At 66.6% G+C, this 26,259-nt stretch carries 23 protein-coding genes and 1 pseudogene; 15 read left to right on the top strand and 9 right to left on the bottom strand.

What is annotated here, in order from left to right:
* The first annotated feature begins 54 nt into the window (after positions 1 to 54).
* Positions 55 to 813: an IclR family transcriptional regulator gene (locus J2808_RS10195; RefSeq protein ID WP_309815489.1), complete on the top strand. Its 759-nt coding sequence runs from the start codon at positions 55 to 57 to the stop codon at positions 811 to 813.
* A 21-nt stretch (positions 814 to 834) separates the two neighbouring features.
* Here J2808_RS10195 and J2808_RS10190 read toward each other — a convergent pair.
* Positions 835 to 1,074, bottom strand: a pseudogene (locus J2808_RS10190) (GNAT family N-acetyltransferase); the annotation flags it as partial.
* Between the two features lie 98 nt (positions 1,075 to 1,172).
* Here J2808_RS10190 and J2808_RS10185 point away from each other — a divergent pair.
* From J2808_RS10185 to J2808_RS10175, 3 genes are all read left to right on the top strand, one after another.
* Complete coding sequence (locus J2808_RS10185; RefSeq protein WP_309815487.1) at positions 1,173 to 2,066, top strand: aminoglycoside phosphotransferase family protein; 894 nt, start codon at positions 1,173 to 1,175, stop codon at positions 2,064 to 2,066.
* A gap of 60 nt (positions 2,067 to 2,126) precedes the next feature.
* Positions 2,127 to 2,531 carry a RidA family protein gene (locus J2808_RS10180; RefSeq protein WP_309815484.1) on the top strand — a complete coding sequence of 135 codons (405 nt, stop codon included), beginning with the start codon at positions 2,127 to 2,129 and terminating at the stop codon, positions 2,529 to 2,531.
* 299 nt (positions 2,532 to 2,830) lie between these two features.
* Positions 2,831 to 4,108, top strand: a complete 1,278-nt coding sequence (locus J2808_RS10175; RefSeq protein ID WP_309815481.1) for an aminotransferase-like domain-containing protein — start codon at positions 2,831 to 2,833, stop codon at positions 4,106 to 4,108.
* A 79-nt stretch (positions 4,109 to 4,187) separates the two neighbouring features.
* Here J2808_RS10175 and J2808_RS10170 read toward each other — a convergent pair whose 3' ends face one another.
* The 5 genes from J2808_RS10170 to J2808_RS10150 all read right to left on the bottom strand — a co-directional run bounded on the left by J2808_RS10170 (position 4,188) and on the right by J2808_RS10150 (position 10,502).
* Positions 4,188 to 4,430, bottom strand: coding sequence for a hypothetical protein (locus tag J2808_RS10170; protein WP_309815478.1), 243 nt, complete (start codon positions 4,428 to 4,430; stop codon positions 4,188 to 4,190).
* A 95-nt stretch (positions 4,431 to 4,525) separates the two neighbouring features.
* Positions 4,526 to 5,899 (bottom strand): NAD-dependent succinate-semialdehyde dehydrogenase, encoded by a 1,374-nt coding sequence (locus tag J2808_RS10165; protein ID WP_309815476.1) that lies wholly within the window; start codon positions 5,897 to 5,899, stop codon positions 4,526 to 4,528.
* A 29-nt stretch (positions 5,900 to 5,928) separates the two neighbouring features.
* Positions 5,929 to 7,578 carry a thiamine pyrophosphate-dependent enzyme gene (locus J2808_RS10160; protein ID WP_309815473.1) on the bottom strand — a complete coding sequence of 550 codons (1,650 nt, stop codon included), beginning with the start codon at positions 7,576 to 7,578 and terminating at the stop codon, positions 5,929 to 5,931.
* Positions 7,579 to 7,795: 217 nt separating this feature from the next.
* On the bottom strand, positions 7,796 to 9,475 hold the full coding sequence (locus J2808_RS10155) for an amidohydrolase (RefSeq protein ID WP_309815470.1): 1,680 nt from the start codon (positions 9,473 to 9,475) through the stop codon (positions 7,796 to 7,798).
* Between the two features lie 97 nt (positions 9,476 to 9,572).
* The gene (locus J2808_RS10150; protein ID WP_309815467.1) at positions 9,573 to 10,502 is read right to left on the bottom strand and encodes a LysR family transcriptional regulator; all 930 of its coding nucleotides are present in this window, start codon (positions 10,500 to 10,502) and stop codon (positions 9,573 to 9,575) included.
* A gap of 137 nt (positions 10,503 to 10,639) precedes the next feature.
* Between J2808_RS10150 and J2808_RS10145 the strand changes: the two genes are divergently transcribed.
* Positions 10,640 to 11,959 (top strand): MFS transporter, encoded by a 1,320-nt coding sequence (locus J2808_RS10145; protein ID WP_309815464.1) that lies wholly within the window; start codon positions 10,640 to 10,642, stop codon positions 11,957 to 11,959.
* A gap of 40 nt (positions 11,960 to 11,999) precedes the next feature.
* On the opposite strand, the gene J2808_RS10140 is transcribed toward J2808_RS10145, so the two are convergent.
* Positions 12,000 to 13,583: an amidohydrolase gene (locus J2808_RS10140; protein WP_309815461.1), complete on the bottom strand. Its 1,584-nt coding sequence runs from the start codon at positions 13,581 to 13,583 to the stop codon at positions 12,000 to 12,002.
* Positions 13,584 to 13,860: 277 nt separating this feature from the next.
* Here J2808_RS10140 and J2808_RS10135 point away from each other — a divergent pair, with 277 nt between their 5' ends.
* The 8 genes from J2808_RS10135 (at position 13,861) to J2808_RS10100 (ending at position 23,776) form a co-directional block, all read left to right on the top strand.
* Positions 13,861 to 15,477, top strand: a complete 1,617-nt coding sequence (locus J2808_RS10135; RefSeq protein WP_309815458.1) for an ABC transporter substrate-binding protein — start codon at positions 13,861 to 13,863, stop codon at positions 15,475 to 15,477.
* A gap of 14 nt (positions 15,478 to 15,491) precedes the next feature.
* Positions 15,492 to 16,523, top strand: a complete 1,032-nt coding sequence (locus tag J2808_RS10130) for an ABC transporter permease (RefSeq protein WP_309815455.1) — start codon at positions 15,492 to 15,494, stop codon at positions 16,521 to 16,523.
* A complete protein-coding gene (locus tag J2808_RS10125) occupies positions 16,513 to 18,207 on the top strand; it encodes a dipeptide/oligopeptide/nickel ABC transporter permease/ATP-binding protein (protein WP_309815452.1) in 1,695 nt (564 codons plus the stop codon). The genes J2808_RS10130 and J2808_RS10125 overlap by 11 nt, the downstream gene beginning before the upstream one ends.
* Entirely contained in the window at positions 18,204 to 19,022 is an 819-nt protein-coding gene (locus J2808_RS10120; protein ID WP_309815450.1) for an ABC transporter ATP-binding protein, read from the top strand. The genes J2808_RS10125 and J2808_RS10120 overlap by 4 nt, the downstream gene beginning before the upstream one ends.
* 147 nt (positions 19,023 to 19,169) lie before the next feature.
* The gene (locus tag J2808_RS10115) at positions 19,170 to 20,396 is read left to right on the top strand and encodes a M20 metallopeptidase family protein (RefSeq protein ID WP_309815447.1); all 1,227 of its coding nucleotides are present in this window, start codon (positions 19,170 to 19,172) and stop codon (positions 20,394 to 20,396) included.
* 34 nt (positions 20,397 to 20,430) lie between these two features.
* Positions 20,431 to 21,771, top strand: a complete 1,341-nt coding sequence (locus tag J2808_RS10110) for an MFS transporter (protein ID WP_309815444.1) — start codon at positions 20,431 to 20,433, stop codon at positions 21,769 to 21,771.
* A 153-nt stretch (positions 21,772 to 21,924) separates the two neighbouring features.
* Positions 21,925 to 22,902 carry a helix-turn-helix transcriptional regulator gene (locus J2808_RS10105; RefSeq protein WP_309815441.1) on the top strand — a complete coding sequence of 326 codons (978 nt, stop codon included), beginning with the start codon at positions 21,925 to 21,927 and terminating at the stop codon, positions 22,900 to 22,902.
* On the top strand, positions 22,895 to 23,776 hold the full coding sequence (locus tag J2808_RS10100) for an SDR family NAD(P)-dependent oxidoreductase (protein ID WP_309815438.1): 882 nt from the start codon (positions 22,895 to 22,897) through the stop codon (positions 23,774 to 23,776). The genes J2808_RS10105 and J2808_RS10100 overlap by 8 nt, the downstream gene beginning before the upstream one ends.
* 90 nt (positions 23,777 to 23,866) lie before the next feature.
* Here J2808_RS10100 and J2808_RS10095 read toward each other — a convergent pair whose 3' ends face one another.
* Complete coding sequence (locus tag J2808_RS10095) at positions 23,867 to 24,535, bottom strand: alpha/beta fold hydrolase (protein ID WP_309815436.1); 669 nt, start codon at positions 24,533 to 24,535, stop codon at positions 23,867 to 23,869.
* A 204-nt stretch (positions 24,536 to 24,739) separates the two neighbouring features.
* Between J2808_RS10095 and J2808_RS10090 the strand changes: the two genes are divergently transcribed.
* Entirely contained in the window at positions 24,740 to 25,045 is a 306-nt protein-coding gene (locus J2808_RS10090; protein WP_309815433.1) for a hypothetical protein, read from the top strand.
* Here the strand turns inward: J2808_RS10090 and J2808_RS10085 are convergent.
* Positions 25,042 to 25,365 carry a hypothetical protein gene (locus J2808_RS10085; protein WP_309815431.1) on the bottom strand — a complete coding sequence of 108 codons (324 nt, stop codon included), beginning with the start codon at positions 25,363 to 25,365 and terminating at the stop codon, positions 25,042 to 25,044. The genes J2808_RS10090 and J2808_RS10085 overlap by 4 nt on opposite strands.
* A gap of 95 nt (positions 25,366 to 25,460) precedes the next feature.
* Between J2808_RS10085 and J2808_RS10080 the strand changes: the two genes are divergently transcribed.
* Positions 25,461 to 26,243 (top strand): alpha/beta fold hydrolase, encoded by a 783-nt coding sequence (locus J2808_RS10080; RefSeq protein WP_309815429.1) that lies wholly within the window; start codon positions 25,461 to 25,463, stop codon positions 26,241 to 26,243.
* The last annotated feature ends 16 nt before the right edge of the window (positions 26,244 to 26,259 follow it).

Genomic DNA, 26,259 nt, shown 5'->3' with positions numbered 1-26,259 from the left:
TGTGAGTTTAGGCACCTACTTGTGTGATGCGCAATACCAAAATATAGTTATTGCGTGATACGCAATAAAAGCAGTTCTCGAGTCGAGTCGGTCCACCGCGCCTTGGTACTTCTAAAGCTGATGGTTCAGGAGGGATCACTCAGCGTGACCGAGGCCGCCAGGGCGCTGGACGTCGACCCGTCCACGGCCCAGCGTCTACTGGCCACGCTGGCAGGGGCTGGCTTTGCAGAACAGGGGGAGCAGCGGCGCTACCGGCCTGGTCCCGAACTCCTGAGGCCAGGAATGATGGTGGCACTTCCCCCGTTGCGGGTTCGCGCCAGGCCCTTTCTGGAACGTCTCTTCGACCGAGTGGGGGAAACAGTTCACCTGGCGACGCTCATTGGTACGACCATCCACCATCACGACGGCATCGAAGCCACGACGCATGCGCTGCGGTTTGGGCTGCGTGTAGGCGTCGTCCTCCCCGCCCACGTCACCTCGGCAGGCAAGGCCATGCTGGCGGACCTGACGGCCGAGGAAGTGGAAGACCGCTATCGCACGGTGCCATCCATGGTGGGCGGCCCCGCAACTGAGTTGGACTTCGAAAAGCTTCACCAGGAGCTCGCCGCAACCCGCCGCCGTCGGGTAGGGACGAACTTTCAGGAGAGTGAGGACGGCGTGGCGGCTCTCGCCGTGTCCCTGGGCGTCATCGACGGCGAACATGCGGCTTTCAGCATTGCCATGCCCATTGCGCGCTTTGGATCCGGCGATGGGGAGCGCCTGGCGGGTCATCTCCTTCGGACGGCGGCGGAACTGAAGGAAGGCATTTTGTAGAGTGCTGCCCATACAGGCAGCCTAGAGGCGGGGTTCCATAAACACGCTGTTGGGATCCAGGACGTAGCCGCCAAAGGCGAGGCACTCGCTGAACCCGTTGCGGACATACAGGCGCCGGGCGGGAGCGAAGTAGTCTTCGGTTCCGGTCCCAAGATAGATGCGCTCGAAGTTCCGGGTGTGGGCTTCGTCCAGGATGTGCCGGAGCATAAGCGTCGCAACCCCTCGCCCCCGCGCACCGGCTGCGGTGCGCATCATCGCCACCAATTTTACGGGTGCCCCGTCCGCCCCCGGGGACCTGAACTATATTCGGACGAGGAAAGGGCCGGATTGTATTGACGACAAGGAAGGCGGGTCTCTGAATGGCGGAAATGCCACCGGCCACGGTGGAAGTGGATGACGCCGTCGTCCGGCTCCTTGTCCGGGACCAGCGGCCTGACCTTGCGGATCATCCTCTCGCGCGGGTTGCGAATGGCTGGGACAATGCGACCTTCAGGCTCGGCGATCACCTGGCCGTCCGGCTGCCGCGCAGGGCGGAGGCCGTGCCGCTGATGCTGCATGAGCAGGCGTACCTTCCCGGCATAGCCCGCCGCTCACCGGTGTTGGTTCCTGTGCCCGTCCATGCCGGCCGGCCGACGCCGGAATTTCCCTGGCCGTGGAGCATCGTGCAGTGGGTCTCTGGAACTGCCGCGGCGGACGTTGGCCCCGCAAACCGTGGACCGGCCGCTGAAGGCTTGGCCGATTTCCTCCTGTCGCTCCACCTGCCCGCCGAGAACGGCGTCCCGGTAAATCCTGTCCGCGGCGTGCCTCTGACAGATCGTGACGCTGCGGTGGTGGAACGTCTGCGGGACCGCGAACGCTATCCTCAGGCAGCACCACTCGGCGCCTTGTGGGCGCAGGCCCGCGCCGCTAAAGCGTGGGCTGGTCCGCCGACGATGCTCCACGGGGACCTTCACCCGGGCAATATCCTGCTGGCGGACGACGGCTCGCTGGCCGGCATCATCGATTTCGGCGACGTCGGGGCAGGGGACCCGGCCGTCGATCTTGCGGTGGCATGGCTGATGTTCGACGCCGCCGCCCGCCACCGCTTCATCGAATCCTTTGGCCCTGCGGTGGAAGGGGACACCTGGCTGAGGGCCCGGGGCTGGGCTCTCGTCCTGGCCACCGCCATGCTGAGCAACTCCGATGACAATCCGCGGATGTTCGCCGTGGGCGGGTTCGGGATCAGGCAGGTCCTGGAAGACGGACGTCAATAACGCACCGGTAACGCCCGACGGCTAACTTCGAGACCATCCTCAGATGGAAAGAAGATTCCCATGTCAGACCGCAAGTTGTTGAATCCCGTTGAGCTTCACGCAGCACCCGGCTTCACGCATGTTGTCTCCGCACCTGGCGTAGGAGTGGCGTTTCTGTCGGGGCAGGTGGCGCTTGATGCCAACTTTGCCATCGTCGGCGGGGACGACCTTGGTGAGCAGACCAAGGCCGCAATGCGAAACATCAAGACGGCGCTTGACGCCATCGGGGCTTCGTGGGAGGACGTCTACCGGCGGACTATCTACACTTTGCAACCCACGCAATACGAGACGATCACCGCTGCCATCGAGGAGGTTCAAGGCTCTTCGGACCATCCAGCCCAGACGATTGTGGGCGTCACAGGCCTCGCGCTGGACGGCTTGCTCATCGAAATCGAGACGACGGTAATCCTGCCGGGAAACTCTTGACCTCTCAAGGCCCATCCGCAGGCATGAGATATGGCGTGGACGGCCTTGGCGAGGAGATTGAAACGGGTCCGTCCATTCAGCTGAGGGCGGGCCGGAAACGGCGGATAACAACCTGGATTAGTGCGCAGGCCGTGTTGGGCGCATGGCTCCCCGGAGCAATACCAGTGATCCAGGTGGCCGCCCCGCGGTGTCTTCAGTCATCATGCCATCCAGGTATGCCTATCCTCGAAATTTGGTCTTAGACAGCATCTGCAGGCCTGCGCGATATTGAGAGGATACTCGCGACCGAAAGGTATCCCATGTCCGTATCGGTGGAAACTTCCACAGACGCTGCCAACACTCCCAGAGACGTCAGCGTCCCCGTCCGGCAGCAGCACCTCGCCCAGCGCACCCTCGCCGCGCGCCCCTCGGAAGTCCGCAAAGTGTTCAGGGCCGCCCAACGGCCGGGCATGATCTCCTTCGCCAACGGCGCCCCGTACCTCGGTGCCCTCCCGTTCGACCGGATCGCGGCAGACGCCCAGCGGATCCTGCTCGACAGCGGAGAACGCTCATTCCAGTACGGCGCCAGCGACGGCATCCCCGAACTGCGCGCCCACATTTCCGAACTGATGAGGCTCGAGGGCATCACCGCGGGCCCGGACCAGGTGATCGTGACCGCGGGAAGCCAGCAGGCCCTCGACGTCGCCGCCCGCGTCCTGGTTAACCCCGGCGACGTCATCTTCGCCGAGGCCCCGTCCTACGCCGGCGGCATGGCCGTCTTCACCAGCTACGAGGCCGAAATTGTCCACGTCCCGATGGACTCCGACGGCCTTATCCCGGCGGAACTCGAACGGCTCATCGGCGAAGCTCGCGCAGCCGGCAAGACCGCCAAAGGCCTCTACACCATCCCCAACTTCCAAAACCCCGGCGGTGTGAACCTCTCCGCCGAACGCCGCCTGCAGGTGGGCGAGCTGTGCCGCAGCAACGACCTGCTGATCTTCGAGGACAACCCCTACGGGCTCCTGGGCTTCGACGGCGAAACCATGCCCGCCATCCAGCCCGGCTTCGAGGACATCACCCTGTACTTCGGCTCCTTCTCCAAGATGATCGCGCCCGGGCTCCGCGTGGGGTGGGTCCTTCCGCCGGCATCGCTCTACGGCCACCTACTCAACGCCAGCGAGACGTCGCAGCTCAACCCCTCGGTGTACTCCCAGCAGCTCATCAGCGCGTACCTCGATGACCCCGCCTGGGAGGACAAGCTGGCCGAATACCGGGCCATCTACCGGGAGAAGTTCACCGCTCTGGTGGAAACGCTCACCAAGGTCATGCCCGCCGGCACCACGTGGAACCGGCCCACCGGCGGCTTTTACCTCTGGGTCAAGGTTCCGGACGGGATCGACACTGAAACCCTCGTCTACGACTGCATCGAACGCGGCGTGGTGTACGTCCCCGGAACGGCCTTCTACACCGACGGCAGCGGCCACAGCGAACTGCGGATGTCCTTCTGCCTGCCGTCCCTGGACGATATCCGCAGCGGTGCCACCATCCTCGGCGAGGTCTTCAGCGCTGCCGCTGCCGGAGCAGCAACCTCTAATTAGCTCAAATCAACAACAACGTGAGGCGCCCCCAGATCCTGTCTGCGGGCGCCTCACGTATATATGCGTATTTCAGACCGGATTACACCGTGGCCGGCACGGCTTCCGTATGACGTCCAAAAAAGATCTCAAACGAATCGAAATCGATCAGCCGTCGAGTGCCCGTGATGGTGTCCTGAATCCAGAACACCCCCATTTCCGGGTGTGCTTCTTCGATGTGGCCACGGTGGTGAACTTTCTGGTTCTGCCGGGCCTCGATGAGATCACCAAGGCAGAGGTGGCTGAAGTCGTAGGACCGAAACTTGTCGGAGGGGAGAGTAGTCATGTGGGGTCCTTTCTGGGTGGGAATGGGTGTCTTAGGCGGTGACTGATAGTTCTGGCGTCTTTTCATGATGGTTTTCCAAATCGCTTTTCCGAGGGCTATTTCGCCGTACGGATCAGCTTCCGGTTCACGAACTCGTCCATGCCAGATTTGCCCAGTTCGCGGCCCACGCCGGAGCGTTTGATGCCGCCGAAAGGCAGCTCGGCCGCGGTACCGGGAGCTTCGTTGATGTACACCATGCCGGCATCCAGGCGGTCGGCGATCTCCGCGGCCCTGGCCGGGTCGGTGGACTGGATAACGGCGCCCAGCCCGTACACCGAGCTGTTGGCCAGCTCCACCGCCTCATCCTCGGAGGACACCCGGTACAGCACAGCGACCGGGCCGAACAGCTCCTCTGAGAATGCGCGCATGTCCCCTGTAACTCCCGCCAGGACCGTCGGCTGGAACCAGGACCCCGGCTGATCCAGCCGGCCGCCGCCGGTGAGCACCGTGGCGCCCCTGGCGACGGCGTCGTCCACCTGCTCCGCCAGCCCATCAAGGGCGGCCGCGGAGGCCAGCGGCCCCATAAACGTGTCCGCCTCGGTGGGGTCGCCCACCTTCACGGAGGTCACGGCAGCCACGAACTTCTCCACGAACCGGTCGTACACGGAGTCCGCCACAATGATCCGCTTGGCCGCGTTGCATGCTTGGCCGGTGTTGCCGAAACGGCCGAACAGCGCGTGCGTGGCAGCCTGGTCCAAATCCGCGGACTCCAGCACCAGGAACGGGTCTGAGCCACCGAGCTCCAGCACCACCTTCTTGAGGTTGCGGCCCGCGATCTCCGCAACGGCGGATCCTGCGCGCTCCGAACCCGTCAGCGAGACGCCCTGCACACGGGGGTCCGCGATGATGTCCGCCACCTGTTCATTGGTGGCGAAGATGTTCACGTAGGCGCCCTCGGGAGCGCCGGCGTCGCGGAAGATCTGCTCCATGGCCAGCGCGGATTCCGGGCACTGCGGGGCGTGCTTGAGCAGGATGGTGTTGCCGTTCATCAGGTTTGGCGCGGCGAACCTGGCCACCTGGTAGTACGGGAAGTTCCACGGCATGATCCCCAGCAGCACCCCTAGCCCGTCCTTGCGGACAATCGCCGTGCCGCCGGCGGCGACCTCCAGCTCCTCGTCCTCGAGGAAGGCCGGGCCGTTCTCGGCGTAGTACCGGTAGATGGACGCCACGATGTCCACCTCGATTTGCGCCTGGAAGACGGGTTTGCCCATCTCCCGGGTGACGATCGCGGCAAGCTCGTCGCGGCGCTCGGTGTACAGCTCGGCCACGCGGCCCAGCACCTTCACCCGGTCCGCAAGCGCCGTCCGGTTCCAGGCCTTGAAGGCGGCTTCGGCGGTGGCTACTGCGGCGTGGATCTGCTCATCGGTGGCGGTGGGATAGGCCTTGACGGTCTCCCCGGTGGCCGGGTTGGTGACGGCATAGAGGCTCATGCTGTGCTCCTTCAATCGGGTTGGATCGGTTAGGGGAGGGCGATCGCGGGGTCGGTGATGACGTGGATGATGGCCGGGATGCGCTGGTCCTGGACGGCCTTAAGGGAACGTTCGACGGCGATCGCGGCCTGCTCGTCGCTGGTCACAGTTTCGCCGTGGCCGCCGAACGCGCGCGCGAAGGCCGCGAAATCGGGGTTGGCGAGCTGGGTGCCGCTGACGCGGCCCGGGAAATGGTGCTCCTGGTGGTCGCGGATGGTGCCGTACTGGCCGTTGTCCATCACGATGATGAGCATCGCGGCGCCGTACTGCACTGCGGTGGCGAACTCCTGGCCGTTCATCAGGAATTCCCCGTCGCCGGCGACCGCCACGGCCAGACGCTCCGGGCTCTGCAAGGAGGCGGCCACTGCCGCCGGAACGCTGTAGCCCATGGAACCGTTGCGCATGCTCAGCTGCGACGGGAACACATTGGTGGGCAGGTACCGCTGGGCCCAGGCGCAGTGGTTGCCGGCGCCGAAGCTGTACACGGCATCCTGCGGCAGGCGCCGGACCAGTTCGGACACCACTGCGGTCATGTGCCCGGTGCCTTCGCGCGTGGCGGGAAGGGATGCCAGGTCCGGAAGTTCGCTGAACCCAGCCTGCGCGGCCCGGCCGGCAGCGCGCCAGGAGTCCCACTGGGCGGCCTTTCCAAGCCGCAGGTCTTTGACGGCATCGGCAAACGCTACCGGGCTGGCCAGGATGTGGGCCGTCACGGCGCCGGAGCGTCCCCGCAGGGAGCTGTCGATGTTGACCACGATGTTCGTGGCGTCCAGCGACTGCCGGAGGGTGTAGCCGTCGGTCGGCACGTCGGTGGGCACAGCACCGATGGCCAGGAGTACATCGGCCTCGGCGAAGATCCGGGCGGTCTCAGCGGTGCGGCCGTATCCCAGGGCGCCGACGAACACCTCGGAATTGAACGGGATGCGGTCCGAGGCGCGCCAGTCCTGGATGACGGGGATGCCGTTGGCCTCGGCGAACATGGTGATTTCGGCTGCAGCGGCGGGGGTCCAGCGCTGGCCGCCCACGAAGAGGGCGGGCTTCTCTGCCCCGGCCAGGGCGGTGCGGACCACTTCCAGCTCCGCGGCGGACACCGACCCCTCGGCCACGGTGATCGGCCGGTGCAGCTCACCGGTGAACTCATGGGTGATGACGTCCTCCGGCAGGCCCACAATCACGGGTCCGGGCCGGCCGGACTTGGCGGCGAAGAACGCTTCGGCCACCACTTCCGAGGCCCGCGAGGCTTCGTCCAGGACCAGGACGCGCTTGGCCTGCGTCCCGAACCAAGCCTTCGGATCGAACTCCTGGAAGGACTCGCGTTCGCGGTCCGCCATGGGGATCAGGCCTACAAACAGGACCATGGGCGTTGCATCCTGCCAGGCGGCGTGGACGGCAACGAAAGCATTTGCGGCTCCCGGCCCACGGGTCACCATGGCTACGCCGGGCTGGCCGGTGAACTTTCCGTGAGCCTCGGCCATGTAGGCGGCGCCGCCCTCCTGGCGGCACACAATGGTCTCGATGTCAGCCCCGTGCAGTCCGTCGAGAACGGCCAGGTAGCTTTCGCCGGGAACCGCGAATACGCGGTTGACGCCGTGCAGGGCAAGCGAATCAACGATCGCCTGGCCGGCGTGGGTTGTCGTTTCCAAAGTGGTGCTCCTCATCAGGGTGGCCAGGGATCTGGCAATCGGTGGGCGGCCAGCTTCGATGCCGGCGCTAAGGGTTTCCTCAAGTATTGGCAGCCGAGTTCATGCTGTCTAATACATATAAAGCTGAAAAGAAATAACTAAAAAGCATGAAGTACGACGGCGGTGATCGCCGCTGCGCGCGGAGCGCGGGACCGCTCGGTGAACCCGGAAGGCCGCTTTAGGCCTGCAGGCTGCCGTGCACCAGCTGGCCGCCCACCACGGTGGCCGCAGCGCGGACCTCACGAATGGTGTCGGCGGGAACCTCGTAGATGTCCTCGGTCAGCGCAACGAAATCGGCCAGCATGCCCGGTGCCAGCGAGCCCTTGTAGTGGTCTTCGTGCACCGCGTGCGCGCTGCCCACGGTGTAGGCGCGCACTGCCTGGGCGACGCTGATGCGTTCCTCCGGACCGAAGTCGGCGCCTGAGGACGTCCGCCGGTTCACCAGATCGTGGATGTTCAGGAGCGGGTCCCCGGACACCACAGGCGCGTCCGAGCTGGCAGGGATCTCGATGCCGGCATCAAGAAGGGACTTCACGCGGTACGCAAGGCGGGCCCGTTCCGGTCCCAGGGCCCGTGCCGCGCCGTCGCCGAGCTCGCTGATGAAGCGGCCCTGCGGGACGGGGATCAGGCCCAAGGAGGCCAGCCTCTTGATCTGATCATCGCCGGCCACGTTCACATGTTCCACCCGGTGGCGCGCATCAGGGCGGGGATAGAGCTTCTGGGCTTCTTCAAAGATGTCCAGCACCACATCCAGTGCGGCATCACCGATGGCGTGCGTTGCCACCTGCCAGCCCGCGCGGTGGGCGCCGATGACGCGGCGGCGGAGTTCCTGGGCCGGAAACTGCAGGAGCCCGCGGTTGCCTTCCGGCTCGCCGGCCGCCTGCTGGTAGTCGCAGCACATAAATGCGCTGCGGCCGATCAGCGAACCGTCGGAGAGGATCTTGGCCGGGCCCAGCCGGAGCCATTCGTCGCCGAAGCCGGAGCGCATGCCCAGGTCCAGGCCCATCCGGGCAACGGGCAGTGTGCCGGATGCTCCGTCCTGCTCGGCGTCGCCCAGCCCGTGCAGCGTGGTCAGGTAGGGCATCACCGTGGCACGCACGCCGAGTTTCCCGGCATCCCGAGCGGCCTGGTAGCCGGCAATATCGGACAGGCTGTGCCCAATGTGCTGCGGCGCGCCCAGGCCGGGCTCGGTGATGCTGGTGACGCCGAGTTCCAGCAGGGCGGCGCTGCCCGCGCCCACCATCTCGGCCACGTCATCCACTCCGGGTCCGGGGATGGCGTCCATGACCAGTGCCCGGGCAGTCTCCTGAAGCAGCCCGATGGCCCTCCCGTCCGCATCGGCAGGTGCGGCCCCGCCGTCGGGCGCGGTGACATTGCGGCGGCCGGGATAGCCGGCCCGTTCGAAAGCGGCCGTGTTGGCCACCCCCATGTGCCGGGAGTTGTGCATCAGCCACACCGGATGGCCATGGCTGACGGCATCGAGCTGCTCCGCCGTGGGGTGCCGGTTGCCCAGATGATTCTGGTCGTAGCCGGCACCCTGGATCCATGCACCTTCCGGCGCGGCCCGGCAGGCGCGGTCCACGGCGGCGAGCAGTTCGTCCATGGTGCCGCACGCGGCCGGGCGGAGATCGGCCTGGACAAGCGCCTGGCCCACATAACTCAGGTGGCAGTGGGCATCATTAAAACCGGGGACGACGGCGGCGCCCGCCAGGTCGAACACGTCGCGGAAGAGTGAGGCGGGCAGTTCGTCGTCGAGGCTGATGATGCGCCCGCGGTGAACGCCAACGCTGTGCGCCCGCGGACGCCGGGCGTCCTGGGTGTAGAACGATCCGTTGGTGTAGAGCGCGTCCAAGAGCATGCAGTTCTTCCGATCTGTGTGGATGCTTGCGTTCCATCAAGTATCGGAAGCGGGATTCATGCTGTCTAATGTCTATTTAGTTGAGGAGGCATGCCCATCAGGCATGCTCTTGTGCCTTCGCCTCGTCCCTAATGACGGCGCCCTGCTGGTTGAGGAAGTCGCGGATCCGCCGTGCCACCGCCCGGATGGTGTCCTCGGCGAAATGGCCGGGGATCCAGGCGGTGTGCAGGGGTAGCCGCAGGGCCGGCCCCGGCCGCGCGTCCGTTCCTGCCAGAATACGGATGGGATGGGTGCCGTAGGCGGGGAGGTCCGTGGTCACCCCGATCCCGTGCCCGGCGGCTGCCAGCGCCATGATGGTTTGCCCGTCATCGCATTCAGACACCTCGCGGAAGCTGAGGTGGGCCTGGTTCAGGGCGTCGTCCAGGATGTAGCGGCTGACGCTCTGGTGGGAGGGGAGGATGGCGTGCTGGCCGGACAGGACGGACAGCGGGAGTTCAGTGACGCCGTCGAGGGCCCATTCATGGCCTGCTGCCACGTATGCGGTCAAGGGGATGCTGCCCAACGCCATGGTGGCCAGGCCCGGCTCCGGCGGCGCGGGCGAGACGGCAAAATCGCAGCCGTGGAGCAGCGCCTCGGCAAGGGCGAAGTGGCTGGTTTCCTTCGTGATGATGAGCGGATCTCCCGGGCCCGTCGTGGCGATGTAGGGCGCCAGGAAACCGCGGACGGAAGCGGCCGTGGCCGCCGCAACCAGGGTGGCCACCCGTCCCGTGCGCAGGGCGTCCGCGGCAGCTTCCAGGCCCTGGGTCTCCAGCATGAGGCGGCGGGCGGCGGGGATGAACGCGCGCCCGGCGGGGGTGAGCGCCAGCTTGTTGCCCTGCGCCTCAAACAGGCGTAGTTTGAGCTCGTTTTCCAGGGTCTTGATTTGCCGGCTGAGTGCGGGCTGGGCAATGTGGATCCGTTCGGCGGCGGCAGTCACGGTGCCGGCGTCCACAACGGCCAGGAAGTACTGCAGGCGGCGAAGGTTCATCGCAACAGCATGCTCTTTGGGTATACCTAAACGCAAGAAGAAGTATTGGCGGGTATGCAGCGCCTCACAGTACGTTTCATGGGCAGAGCCGTCCGCGCTCACAGCCCATCAACATTGCACCGCCATTTGAGGACCCCATGACACATCAAGAATCACGAGCAGCGAGCTCACCGACTGCAGCACCGCCATCCCACGCAGCGGGCCCGTCGAGCCCCGGCAAGGTGGTGGCCGCCGCCTTCATCGGCACGGCGCTGGAGTGGTACGACTTCTTCCTCTTCGGAACCACCGCCGCGATCGTCTTCGCGCCGCTGTTCTTCCCCGGCAGTGATCCCGTGGCCTCCACCGTCTCGGCATTCCTCAGCTTCAGCGCAGCGTTCATCGCCCGCCCCGTCGGCGCGCTCATCTTCGGCCACGTCGGTGACAAGTACGGCCGGCGCGGAGCCCTGGTAGCCACCGTGATGATCATGGGTGCCGCCTCGACGCTCATGGGCCTGCTGCCCACCTACGAAACAGCCGGCGTCGTCGCTCCCGTGCTGCTGACTCTCCTGCGGGCAGTCCAGGGCATCGCCACGGGCGGCGAGTGGGGCGGTGCCACCCTGATGGCCATCGAGTACGCCCCGGCGAAACGCCGCGGGCTGTACGCGGCGCTGGTCCAGCTGGGGTCGCCCGTAGGCACGCTGCTCTCCACCGGTGCCATCACGCTGGTGGCCCTGTTGCCCAGGGACGACTTCATGTCCTGGGGCTGGCGGCTGCCGTTCATCGCCTCGATTGTCCTGGTGGCCGTGGCGCTCTGGCTCCGCTGGAACGTGGAGGAGACGCCGGAGTTCCAGGAGCTTAAGGCCAGTGACGGAACCAAGAAGGCCCCGATCGTCGAACTGTTCCGCCAGTACAAAGCGAAGCTCGCCATCGGTGTGTGCACGTACCTGGTGGGCAACGCCGGCTTCTTCATCCTCACCACGTTCATGATCAGCTACGTCACCCGGGTCCTGGGACTGCCGTCCACCGTGATCCTTACGGCCATGACCATCGGCGCCGTGGCCCAAATGGTCATGACTGTGCTCGCCGGCCGCCTTGCCGACCGCTTCGGCGCGGCACGGGTGGGCATCATCGGCTACTCGATCTTTATAGTCCTGGCCTTCCCCATCTTCTGGCTCGTGGACAGCAGGGATCCGGGACTGATCATCCTGGCCATGGTGCTGGCCTTCGGCCCTTGCGCCATCACCTATGCCATCATCGGCGCACTGATCGACCGGCTCTTCCCGGCAGAGGTCAAGTACACCGGCATGGGGCTGTCCGCCAACCTGTCAGCCGTTGTGGCCGGGTTCATGCCGGCGCTCGCCACGGTCTTCCTCACTGTCTCCGGCAACGCGTCGTGGGGACCGGCCTCGCTCCTGGTGGTTATTGGCCTGATCTCGCTGGGCGGCGCCATCGCCACCTCAAAGGTGCGGGCCGCCTAGCTTAGGCGTCCCGCCCAGGCACCCAGCCCCGACGCCAAGGTCAGGCGTCGTTCCGGTATCGCACAGCCCCGCCGGTGACGGTCATGAGGACCTTGGTGTCCCTGATCCCGGCGGGGTCTGCCGTGAAGATGTCGGTGTCCAGCGCCGCGAAGTCGGCGAGCATTCCGGGGGCCAGCGTGCCCTTGGCGGCTTCCTCGCCTGAGGCGAAGGCCGGGGCAACGCAGTAGGCGTGCAGTGCCTCGGCCAGCGAGATCCGCTCCTGCGGTTCCCACCCGCCGTCGGGCTCCCCGGCGGCGGTTGTCCGCGTGAGGGCGGCGTGCAGCCCGTGGAGCGGGTTGGGGATCTCTACGGGGGAGTCGGAACCGAAGGCCACCGTGGCGCCTGCGTCCAGCAGGCTCCGCCACGCATAGGACGCCAGGCCCCTGCCTTCCACCATGCCCAGAATGGGCAGGTCACTGGGGCAGTGCTGCGGCTGCATGGACGCCACCACGCCCAGTTCGGCCAGCCGGGGCACGTCCGCGGGCTGCAGGAACTGCACGTGCTCGATCCGGTGACGCAGCCTGTTCCGCACGGTGGTGTCCCGGATCGCGGCCAGGGCGTCCAGCACCAGGGTGTTGGCGCGGTCGCCGATGGCATGGACCGCGACGGCGATGCCCGCCTCCGCCGCGCGGCCGGCCAGCGCCAGCAACTCTGGATAGGCCGTCACCTCCACGCCGTGGCCGGTGCCGCCCGGAAAGGGCTGGCTCATATGGCAGGTGTGCGAGCCCGCCGCGCCGTCGGCAAAAATCTTCACGGCCCCGTGCCGGATCCAGCTGTCACCTTGGCCGGTCCGGACGCCCGCGGCAATGGAGGCCTCAAGATCATCCTGGGCCAGCAGTTTGTGGACGCGCAGGGCCAGCCCTCCCTCTTCGCGGATGGTCCGGTAGGCGGCCAGGGCATCAGCTCCGTCGATATCGTGCACGCCGGTGATGCCCAGGGACAGCAGGTAGCGCTGAGCCTCCCGCAGCTGCTCCGGAAGGTTTCCGGAGACCCCGGAAGCCGCCAGTATCCGCACCGGGTAGACGGCGCTTTCGCGCAGGATCCCGGTGGCCTCGCCGGCGGTATCACGGACTATTTCCCCACCCGCAGGGGAAGGTGTGTCCCTGGTGATGCCCAGCAGCTGCAATGCCTGCGAGTTGGCCCAGACCGTGTGGCCGTCCGCGCTGGTCAGCGCCACAGGATTGCGCGGGCAGGCCGCGTCCAGGCTGGCCCTGTCCGGCTGCACCGGAACCTCCCACTTGTTGAAATCCCACCAGCCGCCCAGAATCCACGCGCCGGCACGGTACCGCGGCAAGATAGCACTGACGCTGGCCAACGCTTCGGCCAGGCTGCGCGCGCCCCGAAGGTCCACCTCGTGCATGGACCGGGCCAGGCTGGCGGTATGGATGTGGGCGTCGGTCATCCCTGGAATCACGACGGCGTTGCCCAGGTCCACGGTGTTGGTTCCGGCGGGTGCGTGGGCACGGAGTTCGTCTGCCGGACCGGCTGCCAGGACGACGCCGTCAGTAACGAGGAGGGCTTCGGCCCGGGGCTGCTCCGGGTTGAGGGTATGGAAGTGCGCATTGGCAAAGAGGGTGGGGGTCACCGGAACAGGGTAAGGGTGCTGCCGGCGGTTTCCCGCCACCGGGTCCGCAACAAACGGGTCATATGCCGGTGCCTGTGACGCTGGCCGCGCCTGGCTGGCGGCCCTCCTCCCTCAGGCGCCGCGGAACTCCGCACTCCATGCCGAAAGGGCATGGCATGTCTAAACAATCAGTCTTAGACGTTCTGAGATCCGGGTCACATACTCGATCTGCAGGTGTCCGCCGCCGCGTCACGCCGTGGCTCCTGCCCTCGCATTGGACCAACCAAAGGACCCCATCGTGACTCAGATTTTCCCGCCCACCGCAGGCAATGCGGCCCGGCGCGGCCGCAGGCTCGCTCCGTTGGCCGCAGCTGCTGTGGCAATCGCCGTCGCAGCCACCGGCTGCACCACCGGCACCGCCACCACCGGTTCCACATCCGCCCGGCAGGTTTCCACCGACACTATCCGGACTGTGGTCAACGCCGACCCCACGAGTTTTGCTCCGGTAGAGGTCCGCAACGCCGACGACTACGGCATCAACCGCCTCCTGTTCTCCACACTGGTGCGCCGCGACGAGAACAACAAGATCGTGCCGGACCTTGCCACTAAGTGGGAGATCACCCCCACGCAGGGCACGTTCACCATCCGCAGCGGTGCCACCTGCGCGGACGGCACCCCGATCACCGCGAACGTTGTGGCGGAATCGCTCAAGGTGTTCGCGTCCCCGGACAGCAAATCCAGCTTCCGTCCGCTCGTCCTGGGCGAGGGGCCCGCCACCGTCACGGCCGATGACGCCTCCGGCACTGTCACCGTGAAGCTGGCCCAGCCGTGGTCCGACCTCCTCCAGGGCCTGAGCCTGCACGCCACCGGCATCGTCTGCCCGGCCGGCCTCAAAGACCCCAAGGCGCTGACCGCGGGAGACGTCCCCGGGGCGTTCTCCGGGCCGTACACCCTGACCAAAAAGCAGCACGGCGTGGCCTACACATTCACCCTCCGCGACGACTTCAAGGCCTGGCCTGAATACGAGACCGAGATACCGGGCACGCCCGCCAAGACCATCGAGGCCAGCGTCAACGCCAACGCCAGTGCTGTGTCCAACGAACTCCTGACCGGCACTAAGGACCTCGCCACCATCCGTGGCAAAGACGCCACCCGCTTCGACGGCAACAAGGACTTCAGCACGCAGGTGATTCCACAGGGCAGCCTGTACATGATGTTCAACGAGCGCCCCGGCCACCCCTTCAACGACCCGGCCCTTCGCCAGGCCGTTGCCCAGGCCCTGGATGCCACGGCCTTCAACCAGGCGGCCTCCGGCGGCCTTGGCGAGCTCTACTCGTCGTTCGCCCACCCGGGCGTGCCGTGCTCCAACCAGGACGCCGGACTGCTCATCAAGCCCGACCCCGCAGCAGCGAAGGCCGCCCTGGCCGGCGTCAAGATCCGCATGGTGGGTGCACAGGTCTTTGGCCCCAACGGCGCCGCCAACACCTATGTTGCCGAGGCGCTCCGCTCCGCCGGCGCAGACATTGAACTGCGCAACGTGGACCTGGCCACCTGGAGCACCGACCTCACACAGAAGCTGGACACGTGGGACATCACCGTCATGGGCGGCATCAACGCCGGCGGCACCATGTACGGGGCGCTCTCCACGGTCATCGGAACCCCGGTGGAAAAGGGCGGCCTCAACTGGGGCGGCCTGGAGAACCGGCCCGTCCTTGACCTGGTGGCCAAGGCCATGACCCAGACCGATGACACCGAGCGCTGCGGGACCTACCAGGAAGCGCAGAAGCTCATGATCAGCGAGGCCCACGTGATTCCGCTCGCCAGCCTGCCCTCGCGCGTGACCATCCGCTCCGGCTTCGCCATGCACACCATGAATGGCCAGCCGGACGAGAGCACCATGCGGATCACGAAGTAGCCCGGTTACCAGCCATGACTGCTCCAAGCATTGCTGATGCTTCCCGCACTCCCGGCGTTGGCGCCGGGAGTGCGGGGAGCCGCTACCTCCGCCACCCGTGGCTGGGATTCTCGCTGCGCCGGCTCGGCGGGCTGCTGCTCTCCTTCGCCGTCCTGGTGATTGTGACGTTCCTGATTGTCCCGCTGATCCCCGGGGACCCGGCCGTCATCGCCGCCGGTGAGGGCGCCAGCCCCGCGCAGATTGCCACCGTCCGGACCGAGCTGGGCCTCGATCTGCCCCTCCTCACCCAGTTCCTGAACTACGTTTCCGGCGTCCTGCGCCTGGACATGGGTGCCTCGTTCATCAGCGGTGAAAGCGTGTCCGCCCTGATCTTCACACGGTTCCCGTTCACCGCGGAGATCGCACTTCTGGCCATCGTCCTGCTGCTGGCCATAGCCGTGCCGCTGGGAATGACGGTGGCCATCCTGACCCGCGGCGGCCGGAACAGATGGCTGGACGCCGGGTTCAACTTCGCCACCAGCCTGATCTACTCCGTTCCCCAGTACGTGGTGGCCACCCTGCTGGTGGTGGTGTTTGCCGTGACACTTCGCTGGTTCCCGGCAGCCGGCGCCGCAACACTGAACTCGCTGGTGCTACCCACGGCGGCACTGATGCTGGGGCCTGCATGCGTGATCTCGCGGATCGTGCGTCGCGAAACAGCGGCGGTGTTGGAGAAGGACTACATCCGCACGGCCCGCGGCTGGCGGCTCAGCGTGCTGCGGACCAACGCACGCTACGTCCTGCCGAACCTGGTGACCACCACGCTGACCCTCTCCGGCCTGATCCTGGCTGCACAGCTGGGCGGCGCCGTGGTGATTGAAACCGTGTTCGCCTGGCCCGGGCTGGGGCAGGGAATCGTCAACGCCATCCTGCAGCGCGACTACCCCGTGATCCGGGGCATCATCCTGGTCCTCGGGCTGCTGGCCACCCTCATCATCATCCTGGTGGACCTGATCCTGGCCATCATCGACCCCCGCAACCTCGGAGGAACCACCCATGACGTCTAGGTTTAGGAGCCGGGAGTTCTGGACTCCCGCCATGGTGACCGGCGCCGTGCTGATGATTGCCCTGATCCTCATCGCCGTCATTGCACCGCTGACCCTGAAGCAGGCAGCCGAGCAGCTGACCCCCAACGCCGCCCAGGGACCCAGCGCCGCGCACTGGCTGGGCACCGATGACTTCGGCCGGGACCTGCTGGCGCGCGCACTGGTGGCCACCCGGCTGACCCTGCTCATGACCGCAGGGGCGGCCGCGATCACGGTGCTGGCAGGCGCCGTCATTGGCCTTGCCATCTGGCTGTCCGGCCGGCGCGTCCGGGAGGCTGCCCTGCGTGTCCTGGAAACCGCTGTGGCCTACCCCAGCCTGATCTTCGCACTGGTGATCGCCGCAGTGCTCGAACCCGGGGTTTCCTCGGCGGTCATCGCGATCGGGATCGCCGGGATCCCAGGGTTCGCCCGGATCACGGCCAACCTGGCCTCCTCCGTCTCCAGCAGCGAATACGTGGTCACGGCCCGGCTCCTGGGCGTCAGCCCGGTCCGCATCGCCGTGCGGCACATGCTGCCGAACATGGCCGAGCCGCTGCTGATCCTCTCCGCCACTGTGTTCGCCCTGTCCCTGGTGGAAATCTCCGCCCTGTCCTTCATCGGGCTTGGCGTGCAGTCCCCGGAGTATGATTTCGGCCGGCTCCTCAATGACAGCCTCGGCGCGCTCTACACCCAGCCGATTGAGGCCGTGGGTCCGTCAATCATGATCGCGCTGACTGGCCTGTCGGTCATGCTGATCGGCGACGCGCTCGCCGCCCACGCGGACCCCAGGGCCAAACGGCGGTTCTTCCGCCAGACCCTGCAGCGCAACAGAACGGTAGCCGTCCCGGCAGCGGACGAAGCGCTGGTGCGGGTGGAGAACCTGCGGATCAGCATCCCGGGCCGCCAGGAACTGGTGAAAGGTGTGTCCTTCACCATCAACCCCGGCGAGGTGGTGGCGCTCGTGGGGGAGTCCGGCTCCGGAAAGTCACTCACGGCGATGGCCATCGCCGGCCTGCCTTCCGAGGACCTCGACGTTGAGGCCGGTCTGCTGCGGGTGGCGGACATGAACATGCTGGCCGAACCCCACCAGTCACGGCTGGCCAAGGAAATCAGCATCGTCTACCAGGACCCCGGCACCACGTTCAACCCTTCCCTGCGCATGGGCTCCCAGCTGACGGAGGTCCTGCGCACCCATCTGGGCATGGGTGGTGCCGCGGCCCGGAAGGTCATCACCGAAGCGCTCGCCGCCGTCAACATCACCGAGCCGGCCAAGCGGCTCCGCCAGCACCCCCATGAGCTCTCCGGCGGCATGCGCCAACGGGCCATGATCGCGGCGTCCATCGTCACCTCGCCCAAACTGATCGTGGCAGATGAGCCGACGACGGCACTGGACGTCACCGTGCAGGCTGAAGTCCTGCGCCAGTTCCGGCGGATCCACCGGGAACAGGGAACGGCGATGCTGTTCATCTCGCATGACCTGGGTGTGGTGGAGGCGCTCTGCGACACCATCCTGGTGATGAAATCCGGCGAGATCGTCGAACGGCTGACCTCCGCACAGCTGGCCGCACGGAATGTCCACCACCCCTACACCAAGGCACTGCTGGCCGCGATCCCCGTCCTGGATCTCGGCCGCACGCCGGCCACCGCAGGAGCCGACACACCATGAACCCACACACCAACATTGCTGTCACTGAGGCGCCGACGGCGGCAGGGGCACCCCACGCCGCAGCGGTACGGAAGCTGAACGTCAGCTTTGGCGCGGCCCATGTCCTGAAGGACGTCACCCTGGCCGTGCCGGCGGGCAGGGTGGTTGGCCTGGTGGGCGAATCCGGGTCCGGGAAGTCCACACTCGGCAAGACGCTGGTGGGGATTAACAGGCCCACCAGCGGTGAAGTGCTCATCGGCAATGCGGATTTCACCAAAGTGCACGGCAAAGCCCGGCAGCAGATGCGCCGGGAAGTCCAGTACATTCCCCAGGACCCGTACTCGTCGCTCAGCCCGCGGCGCACTACCGGCCAGACGCTGGCCGAGGCCCTGGACCCTCGGGGAGCCGACCCGGTCAGGCATCGGGATGCCATCGCCGCGGCACTTGAGCGGGTCAAGCTGGACCCCTCCGTGGCGGACAAGTACCCGCATGAGTTCTCCGGCGGGCAGCGGCAACGGATCGCCATCGCGCGGGCGCTGATGCTGGAGCCCAAACTCGTTATTGCCGACGAGATCACGTCTGCGCTGGACGTGTCGGTCCAGGCGGACATTGTCCGGCTGCTGCAGGGAATGCGCGGCACCGTGGACAGCGCCATGCTGTTCATCTCGCACAACCTGGCCGTGGTGCAGGAAGTCTGTGACGACGTGGTGGTGATGTTCCAGGGCCGCATCGTGGAGGAGGGCACCATCGACGCCGTGTACCGCGACCCGCAGCACGAGTACACGCGCAAACTCCTGGCCTCCGTTCCCGGGGCGCCGGAATTCACGCTGGACTGAAGTTTGCCCTGCCCAGCCCGCTTCATGCCGGAACGGCATGCAATTGCTGCGAAATAGGTCATGGACGGCAGGTAGCGCAGCTCACATACTCGAAGGAAGCCAATCCACAGTTAGTGGACAACCCCGTTCATCCGAAGGGAACACTCCGTGTCCGTCGCCCGAATTCTTGAAGACGCCCGCGAGCTCCACGGCGACATCGTCCAGTTGCGCCACGACCTGCACCGCCATCCCGAACTGGGCCTGGAGCTGCCCCGCACCCAGGAGAAGGTGCTGGAGGCATTGTCCGACCTGCCGCTGGAAATCACTCTGGGCAAGGGGCTCACCTCCGTGGGAGCAGTTCTGCGCGGCACCGCCGGTGACCCGTCCGCCGTCGACCGCCCCACTGTCCTGCTCCGCGCCGACATGGATGCATTGCCGCTGCAGGAGGAAACCGGCGTCGGCTTCGCGTCCACGACGCCGAACCGGATGCATGCCTGCGGCCACGACCTGCACACGTCCATGCTGGTGGGCGCCGCGCGGCTGCTTGCCGAGCGGCGGCACCAGCTCGCGGGCGACGTCGTCCTCATGTTCCAGCCGGCGGAGGAACAGCTGGCCGGCGCCCCGCTGATGATCGGGGAAGGCATCCTGGAGCTGTCCGGCCGCCAGGCCGACGCCGCGTATGGGCTGCACGTCTTCAGCGCAGGTGGCAACACCGGCCGGTTCGAAACCAGGGCCGGAGTGATGATGTCCGCCGCCGACGCCCTCTTCGTAAAGGTCATCGGCAGGGGCGGCCACGGCTCGGCGCCACACCAGGCAAAGGATCCCGTCCCCGTGATGGCCGAAATGATCCTGGGCCTCCAACACATGGTCACTCGGCAGTTCAACGCCCACGATCCCGTAGTGGTCTCGGTGGGCATGGTCAGGGCGGGCGAGGCCATCAACGTCATCCCGGACACGGCCGAATTCGGTGCCAGCCTGCGGATGTACTCGGACGAAGCCCGCACCAAAATGCAGTCGGCCATCCCGCGCCTGCTGAAAGGCATCGCCTCAGCCCACGGATTGGAAGTGGACATCAACTACCACGTGGGAGGACGCGTCACCGTCACTGATGAAGCCCACACCGCCTTTGCCGCCGAACAGATCCATGAGCTCTTCGGCGCCGAACGCCACCACACGCTGCCGGCACCGCTGGGCGGCTCCGAGGACTTCGCCGATGTCCTGGCCCGGGTACCGGGCAGCTTCGTCTGCCTGGACGCCACCCCGCTTGGCGGCGGTCAGGACGCAGCCTTCAACCATTCACCCCGCGCCACGTTCGATGACAGCGTGCTGGTGGACGGAACCGCCCTCTACACCCAGCTCGCCGTAGCACGGCTGGCCCAGCTCGCCGCCGCCTGACCCGGCTCTCCCGGCTCCCACCCAAGGAAACCCCATGACCCACGATTCAGCTACCCGCGCCCGCGATCAGCTGGCCGAGGATTCGGCCCTGCAGAACCCCACCACCGCCGCGCCCATCAAGGCCACCAAGGAGCAGCGGCAGACCCTCCTTGCCACCGGCATGGGCAACGCCCTGGAATGGTACGACTGGGGGATCTACTCAGCCTTCGCCATCTACTTTGCCACCGAGGTGTTCAACCCCAAGGACCCCTTGGCCGCGCTCCTAGGAGCGATGGCCGTGTTCGCCGTCGGATTCGTCGCCAGGCCGGTGGGCGGCTTCGTGTTCGGCTGGCTGGCCGACCACCTAGGCCGCCGCGCCTCCATGATCTCCACGGTGGGCCTGGCGTCCCTCGGTTCGCTGATGATCGGCCTGGTTCCCACGTACGGCGCCGCCGGAGCCTGGGCCGCGGTGGTGCTCCTGACCGCCCGCCTGCTGCAGGGCCTGGCGCACGGCGGCGAAATGCCGTCCGCCCAGACGTACATTGCGGAGTCGGCCCCGGCGGCACGCCGAGGCCTGTGGTCCTCGCTGATCTATGTTTCCGGGACATCCGGCATCGTGATCGGGCTGCTCTTCGGCTACCTCCTCAACCTCGTGCTGAGTAAGCAGGACATGCAGGCCTGGGGCTGGCGCGTCCCCTTCATCATTGGCGCCGTGCTGGGCCTGTACACCCTCATCGCACGGTCCCGGATGAAGGAGACCGAAGCGTTCACGGCCGCCAAGGCCACCGTTCGTACGCCGATCTGGCCCGAAATCCGCCGGAACTGGCGCTCGGCCCTCCGGGTCATCGGCCTGGGCATCGGTGCCACCGTCTGCTATTACGTGTGGTCCGTGAGTGCAGTCCAGCAAGCCGTCCTGATCCACAAGATGGATCAGGGAACGGCACTGCTGGCGAGCGTCCTGAGCAACGTGGTCCTGATCATCTCCTTGCCCTTCTGGGGCAGGTTCTCAGACCGCTTCGGCCGCCGCGCCAGCATGATGATCGGCACCGGTGCGCCCATCGTGCTGTTCCCGCTCCTCGTCAACACCGTAGGCCAGAGCTTCTGGTCCCTGTTCCTCCCGGCAACCCTCATCCTGCTGCTGATGGGAGCCACGCTGGCCGTCACCCCGGCAGTCTTCGCCGAACTTTTCCCCACCCGGATCCGCACCGTCGGCGTGGCAGTGCCGTACGCGGTAGCAGTGGCAATCTTTGGTGGTACGGCACCGTATTTGCAGAGCTGGTCCAACGCTGCCTTCGGACCCTCAGCCTTCACTGTTTACGTGGTTGCACTCTTGGCGATCTCCACTGTGGTGGCCTGGAAACTTCCGGAAACCAAGGGCAAGGACCTGACGCACTAGAGGGACGACCTTCCTCAAACGGAAACGCCCGACGGCGGCAGGCCCCCGCCGTCGGGCGTTTTGTTTCTTCCTTGACGGCTTCTGTCTCCGGCAGGGCTGGGGGTGTCTGATGGACACTGCCACCGCCTCCTCGTGCTGCGTAGCGTGGTGGGTGTGGACAGAAAAGAAGAGATTCGTGAGTTCCTGATCTCGCGCCGCGCGAAGATCAGCCCGGAGAAGGCTGGCACCCCCAGCTACGGGGACCTGCGGCGTGTGCCGGGCCTGCGCCGGGAGGAAGTGGCGCAGCTCGCGGGGGTGAGCACGGACTACTACACGCGGCTGGAACGCGGCAGCCTCCGCGGCGTCTCCGATTCGGTGCTCGAAGCTGTGGCCTCAGCCCTGCAGCTGGATGAGGCCGAGCGCGCCCACCTGATGGACCTGGCACGGACGGCCAACACGCCGTCGCGCCGGACGCCACGCCGGCTGCCGCAGCAGCGGGTCCGTCCCGGGGTGCTGCGGCTGCTGGACGGGATGACCGGAGTGGCCGCCATGGTGCAGAACGGCCGCGGCGACGTCCTCGCTGCCAATCTGCTGGGACGGGCGCTGTACGCGGAGGTATTTAACTCGGCTGTGTCGACGGGGCCGGATAGACCGGGCCGGCTGCCGAACCAGGCACGGTACCTCTTCCTCCACCCCGGAGCAACCGACTTCTACCCCGACTGGAACGCGATCGCGGCCACCACAGTGGCGATGCTTCGCCTGGAAACGGGCCGGAATCCCCACGACCGGGCGCTGAACGAGCTGGTCGGCGAACTCACCACGGGCAGCAGTCTGTTCGCCGCGCTCTGGGCCGGGCATGACGTGCGGATCCACACCACGGGAACCAAGCGCTTCCACCACCCGGTCGCCGGAGACCTGTCCCTGCAGTTCGAGACGCTCCACCTCCCCGGCGACGAGGGACAGACCTTGTTTACCTTCACCGCGGAGCCAGCCTCCGCCTCCGGAAACGCGCTGGCCTTCCTCGCCAGCTGGGCGGCATCGCCGCCCGAAACAACCACCGCAGGCGATCCTGCCGGCGGATCCACCGCCCCCGCGCGCTCTCACGCGCAGCCGGGACGCACCCAAGGAAAGACCGAACCTACACATGACTGACCAGAACACCACCACTTTGCAAAACGACAACACAGCCAACAAGAAGGTCTGGTTCATCACCGGCGCTGGCCGCGGGCTGGGCACCGACATCGCGAAGGTAGCCCTTGCCGCCGGGCACGCCGTGGTCGCCACCGGCCGCAACCCCGAAAAAGTCGTCCAGGCCGTCGGCGAACACGATGACCTGCTGGCCGTGAAGCTCGACGTCACCGACCCCGCCGAGGCGGCCGCCGCCGTCCAGGCCGCCGTGGACCGGTTCGGCCGGATCGACGTCCTCGTCAACAACGCCGGCAACTTCTACGCCGGATTCTTCGAGGAAATCACCCCGGAAGACTTCCGGGCACAGATCGAAACCACCATGTTCGGTCCCATGAACGTCACCCGCGCGGCCCTGCCGGTCCTGCGCGCCCAGCGCTCCGGCCTTGTGGTCACCATTTCCTCGACCGCAGGCATGGCAGGCGGCGAGTTCCTGTCGGCCTATGCCGCGTCGAAGTTCGGGGTGGAGGGCTGGGCCGAATCGCTGGCCCCCGAGGTCGCCCCGTTCGGCATCCACAGCATGATCGTGGAGCCGGGGTTCTTCCGTACTGAGCTGCTCACGCCGGAGTCCACCAGTTACGCAGACTCCACCATTGAGGACTACGCCGACCGCACCGAGCAGACGGTCAAGGCGTGGCAGAGCATGGACGGCCAGCAGGGCGGGGACCCGGCCAAGCTCGCCAACGCGCTGATCCAGCTCGCAGAACTGGACGAGCCGCCGCTGCGGTTCGCCGCCGGAGCCGACGCCGTGGGCGTCTTCGAGGCCCGGGCCGCGGCGCTCGAGGACCAGGCCGACGCGCACCGCGAACTCTCCAGCAACCTCGCACACGACGACGCCTGACAAAGCGGAAGCGGACGACGGCGGAGGCCCCGCCGTCGTCCGCTCGCCAAGAGGAGCAGCCATCGCCAGCGCGAAGCCGTGTGCTCTCGTTCAACCACGCAGCAAGTACTGGGCTACACCCTCGGGGTTGGCCAGGGACAGAAGGTGGCCGCCCGGCACTACGTCGGGCTCGATGCCGAGGCGTTCACGGGCGATCCGGCGCTGGAAGTCCAGGGGGAAGAACCTGTCTCCCCTGCCGGAAAGTACGCGCATCGGGATACTCGGCCACGCCGTGAAGCTACATACCGATTCGAAGGCGGCGTTTCCTTCAGGGCGCTGATGCGGCTCCCCTTCAGCGGCGATTTTCGGGGGAACGTCGTGCAGGAAGTAGGTGTCTGTGTCGAACTCGATGCTGTAGCCATGGGCCTTCGCCGCGCTTTGCTGCGCCGCAGCCCATCCGGTGTTGTCCCACCACGCGCCCGGGGTCTCGCCCGGAACGGGGATCATCGCATTCACCAGCACCAGCTCCCCGACGGAAGCCTTTTCACACACCAGCGGAGCGGTGAAGGCGCCCAGCGACTGCGCAACGAGCACCACCGTGTGGTGCTCACCGATGGCTTCCACAACCAGGCTCGTGTATTCGGCGAGCCCGGCGCTTTCGTCGTCGCCGGGCAGATCGACCGCCACGGCTTGGTGGCCGGCCTCCTGCAGGAGCGGAACGACGTGGCTCCAGTACCAAGCGGTGCCGCCCGCGCCCGGGATCAGGACGAACGTACTCACTGCAGCGCCAGCCAAACGCCGACGGCGGGACCCCGGTCCCGGACGGGCAGGCGGCTTTTGGGCCGGTTTCGTGTCAATGCGGAGCTCATTCCATCATTTTCACCCCGCCACCATGGACTTCGGCACCCCTGCCTTCCGGCCCTACCGGGATGACGCTGGAAGGCCTATCTTGGACCTGACACAGCCCGAGGGAAAGGAACGACGATGTTCACCTTGCAGATCAGCTATCCGGTCCGGGACTACGAAGCTTTCAAGAAAGTATTCGACAGCGATCCTGCAGGCCGCGCCGCCTCGGGTGCCACGTCTGTCCGCCTGTTCCGTGATACAGAGGACCAGAACAGCGTGGCCGTGCTCCTTGACTTCGACACGAAGGATGCTGCGAACGTCTTTCTGGATCGGCTCCGCAGCGACGTGTGGGATAAGCCCGAGGTGATAGGGCAGCTGATGACTGCGTCGCCGACAGGCCGGATTCTGGAGGAAGTGGCCCGCGAGGGCCGGGGTGCGGGCTAGGAGCTGAGGTTCCAATGGACCCGGATCGCGTCGGCAATTGGGCCGGCGGCGACGTCCACCCGGAAAGCAACGGGCGCGGTCCCAGTCTCTTCAATGACCGAGTCGCGGTACACGCGGCCGCATGCCGGGCACAGGGTATAGAGGTCCTCATCCTCAGGCCACGCCGCCAGCTCCGGGGGGACCGGGGTGCCCTCACCGTTATGGACGGGGACGCCCTGTGAGTTGGCCTGAATCAATCCGTCCTGGCTGACGGTGTTGCCGCAGACGCAGGTAATGGTGGTGACATCATGACCGATCACTACGGCGGTTTCCGTGCCCATGATGACCTCCCCGGTGCTGGAAGAGACGTGCTGTTATCAGCTTATGCCTGCTGAACCGTGCGGTCGCCCCGCAATCGCAACGATAAAGTGGCACCGTGAACATTGCCCTTGCCGCCGACAGTGCGCGGTTGGCCTGGACCGAACAGGGGCACGGCGAGCCGATGCTGCTGATCGCCGGCCAGGCAACAGCCCTGGACGGCTGGGGACCGGCGGCGGAGGGTCTGGCGGAGCACTTCCGCGTCATCCGCTTTGACCACCGGGGGATCGGCCGGAGCAGCAACGGCGAGGCTGGCCGCTACACCACAAGGCTCCTGGCCGCCGACGCCGCTGCCGTCCTCACAGCTGCGGGCGCCGAGACCGCCCACGTCTACGGCCACTCCATGGGCGGCAGAATCGCCCAATGGCTCGCCATCGATCATCCGCAGTGTGTCGGTGCGCTGATCCTTGCCGCAACGAGCGGCGGGAGACTGGCCGGGGCGGGGCCCTCGGCGGATGCCATGGAAGCACTGGTGAGCGGGGACGCTGCACGCCTTGCGCCGCTGTTCTTCGATCCGGAGTGGATAGCCAACCACCCGGAAGCGGTCCGCACCTTCTTCAATTCCAGGGCAACCGCGTGGGCCAAGTCCCGCCACTTCCGCGCCAGCCGGGAACACGACGCGTGGAGCGATCTCGGGGCCATCGAAGCGCCCACGCTCATACTCCACGGAACCGACGACGCACTGACGCCCCTGCCCAACGGCATCCAGCTTCATCAGCACATACGGCGTTCCACCCTGATCAGGGTTCCCGGCGCGGGCCACGGCCTCCATCTGGACCGTCCGAAAACCATCCAGTGGATCCGGCAGTTCATTGCCACGAAAGCACCGCACATTGTATAGATGTATACAAGTATGC

Origin of the sequence: Pseudarthrobacter sulfonivorans (assembly GCF_031454915.1) — a bacterium.
Lineage (GTDB): Bacteria > Actinomycetota > Actinomycetes > Actinomycetales > Micrococcaceae > Arthrobacter > Arthrobacter sulfonivorans_C.
This window is presented reverse-complemented; position numbering and strand designations above follow the sequence as displayed.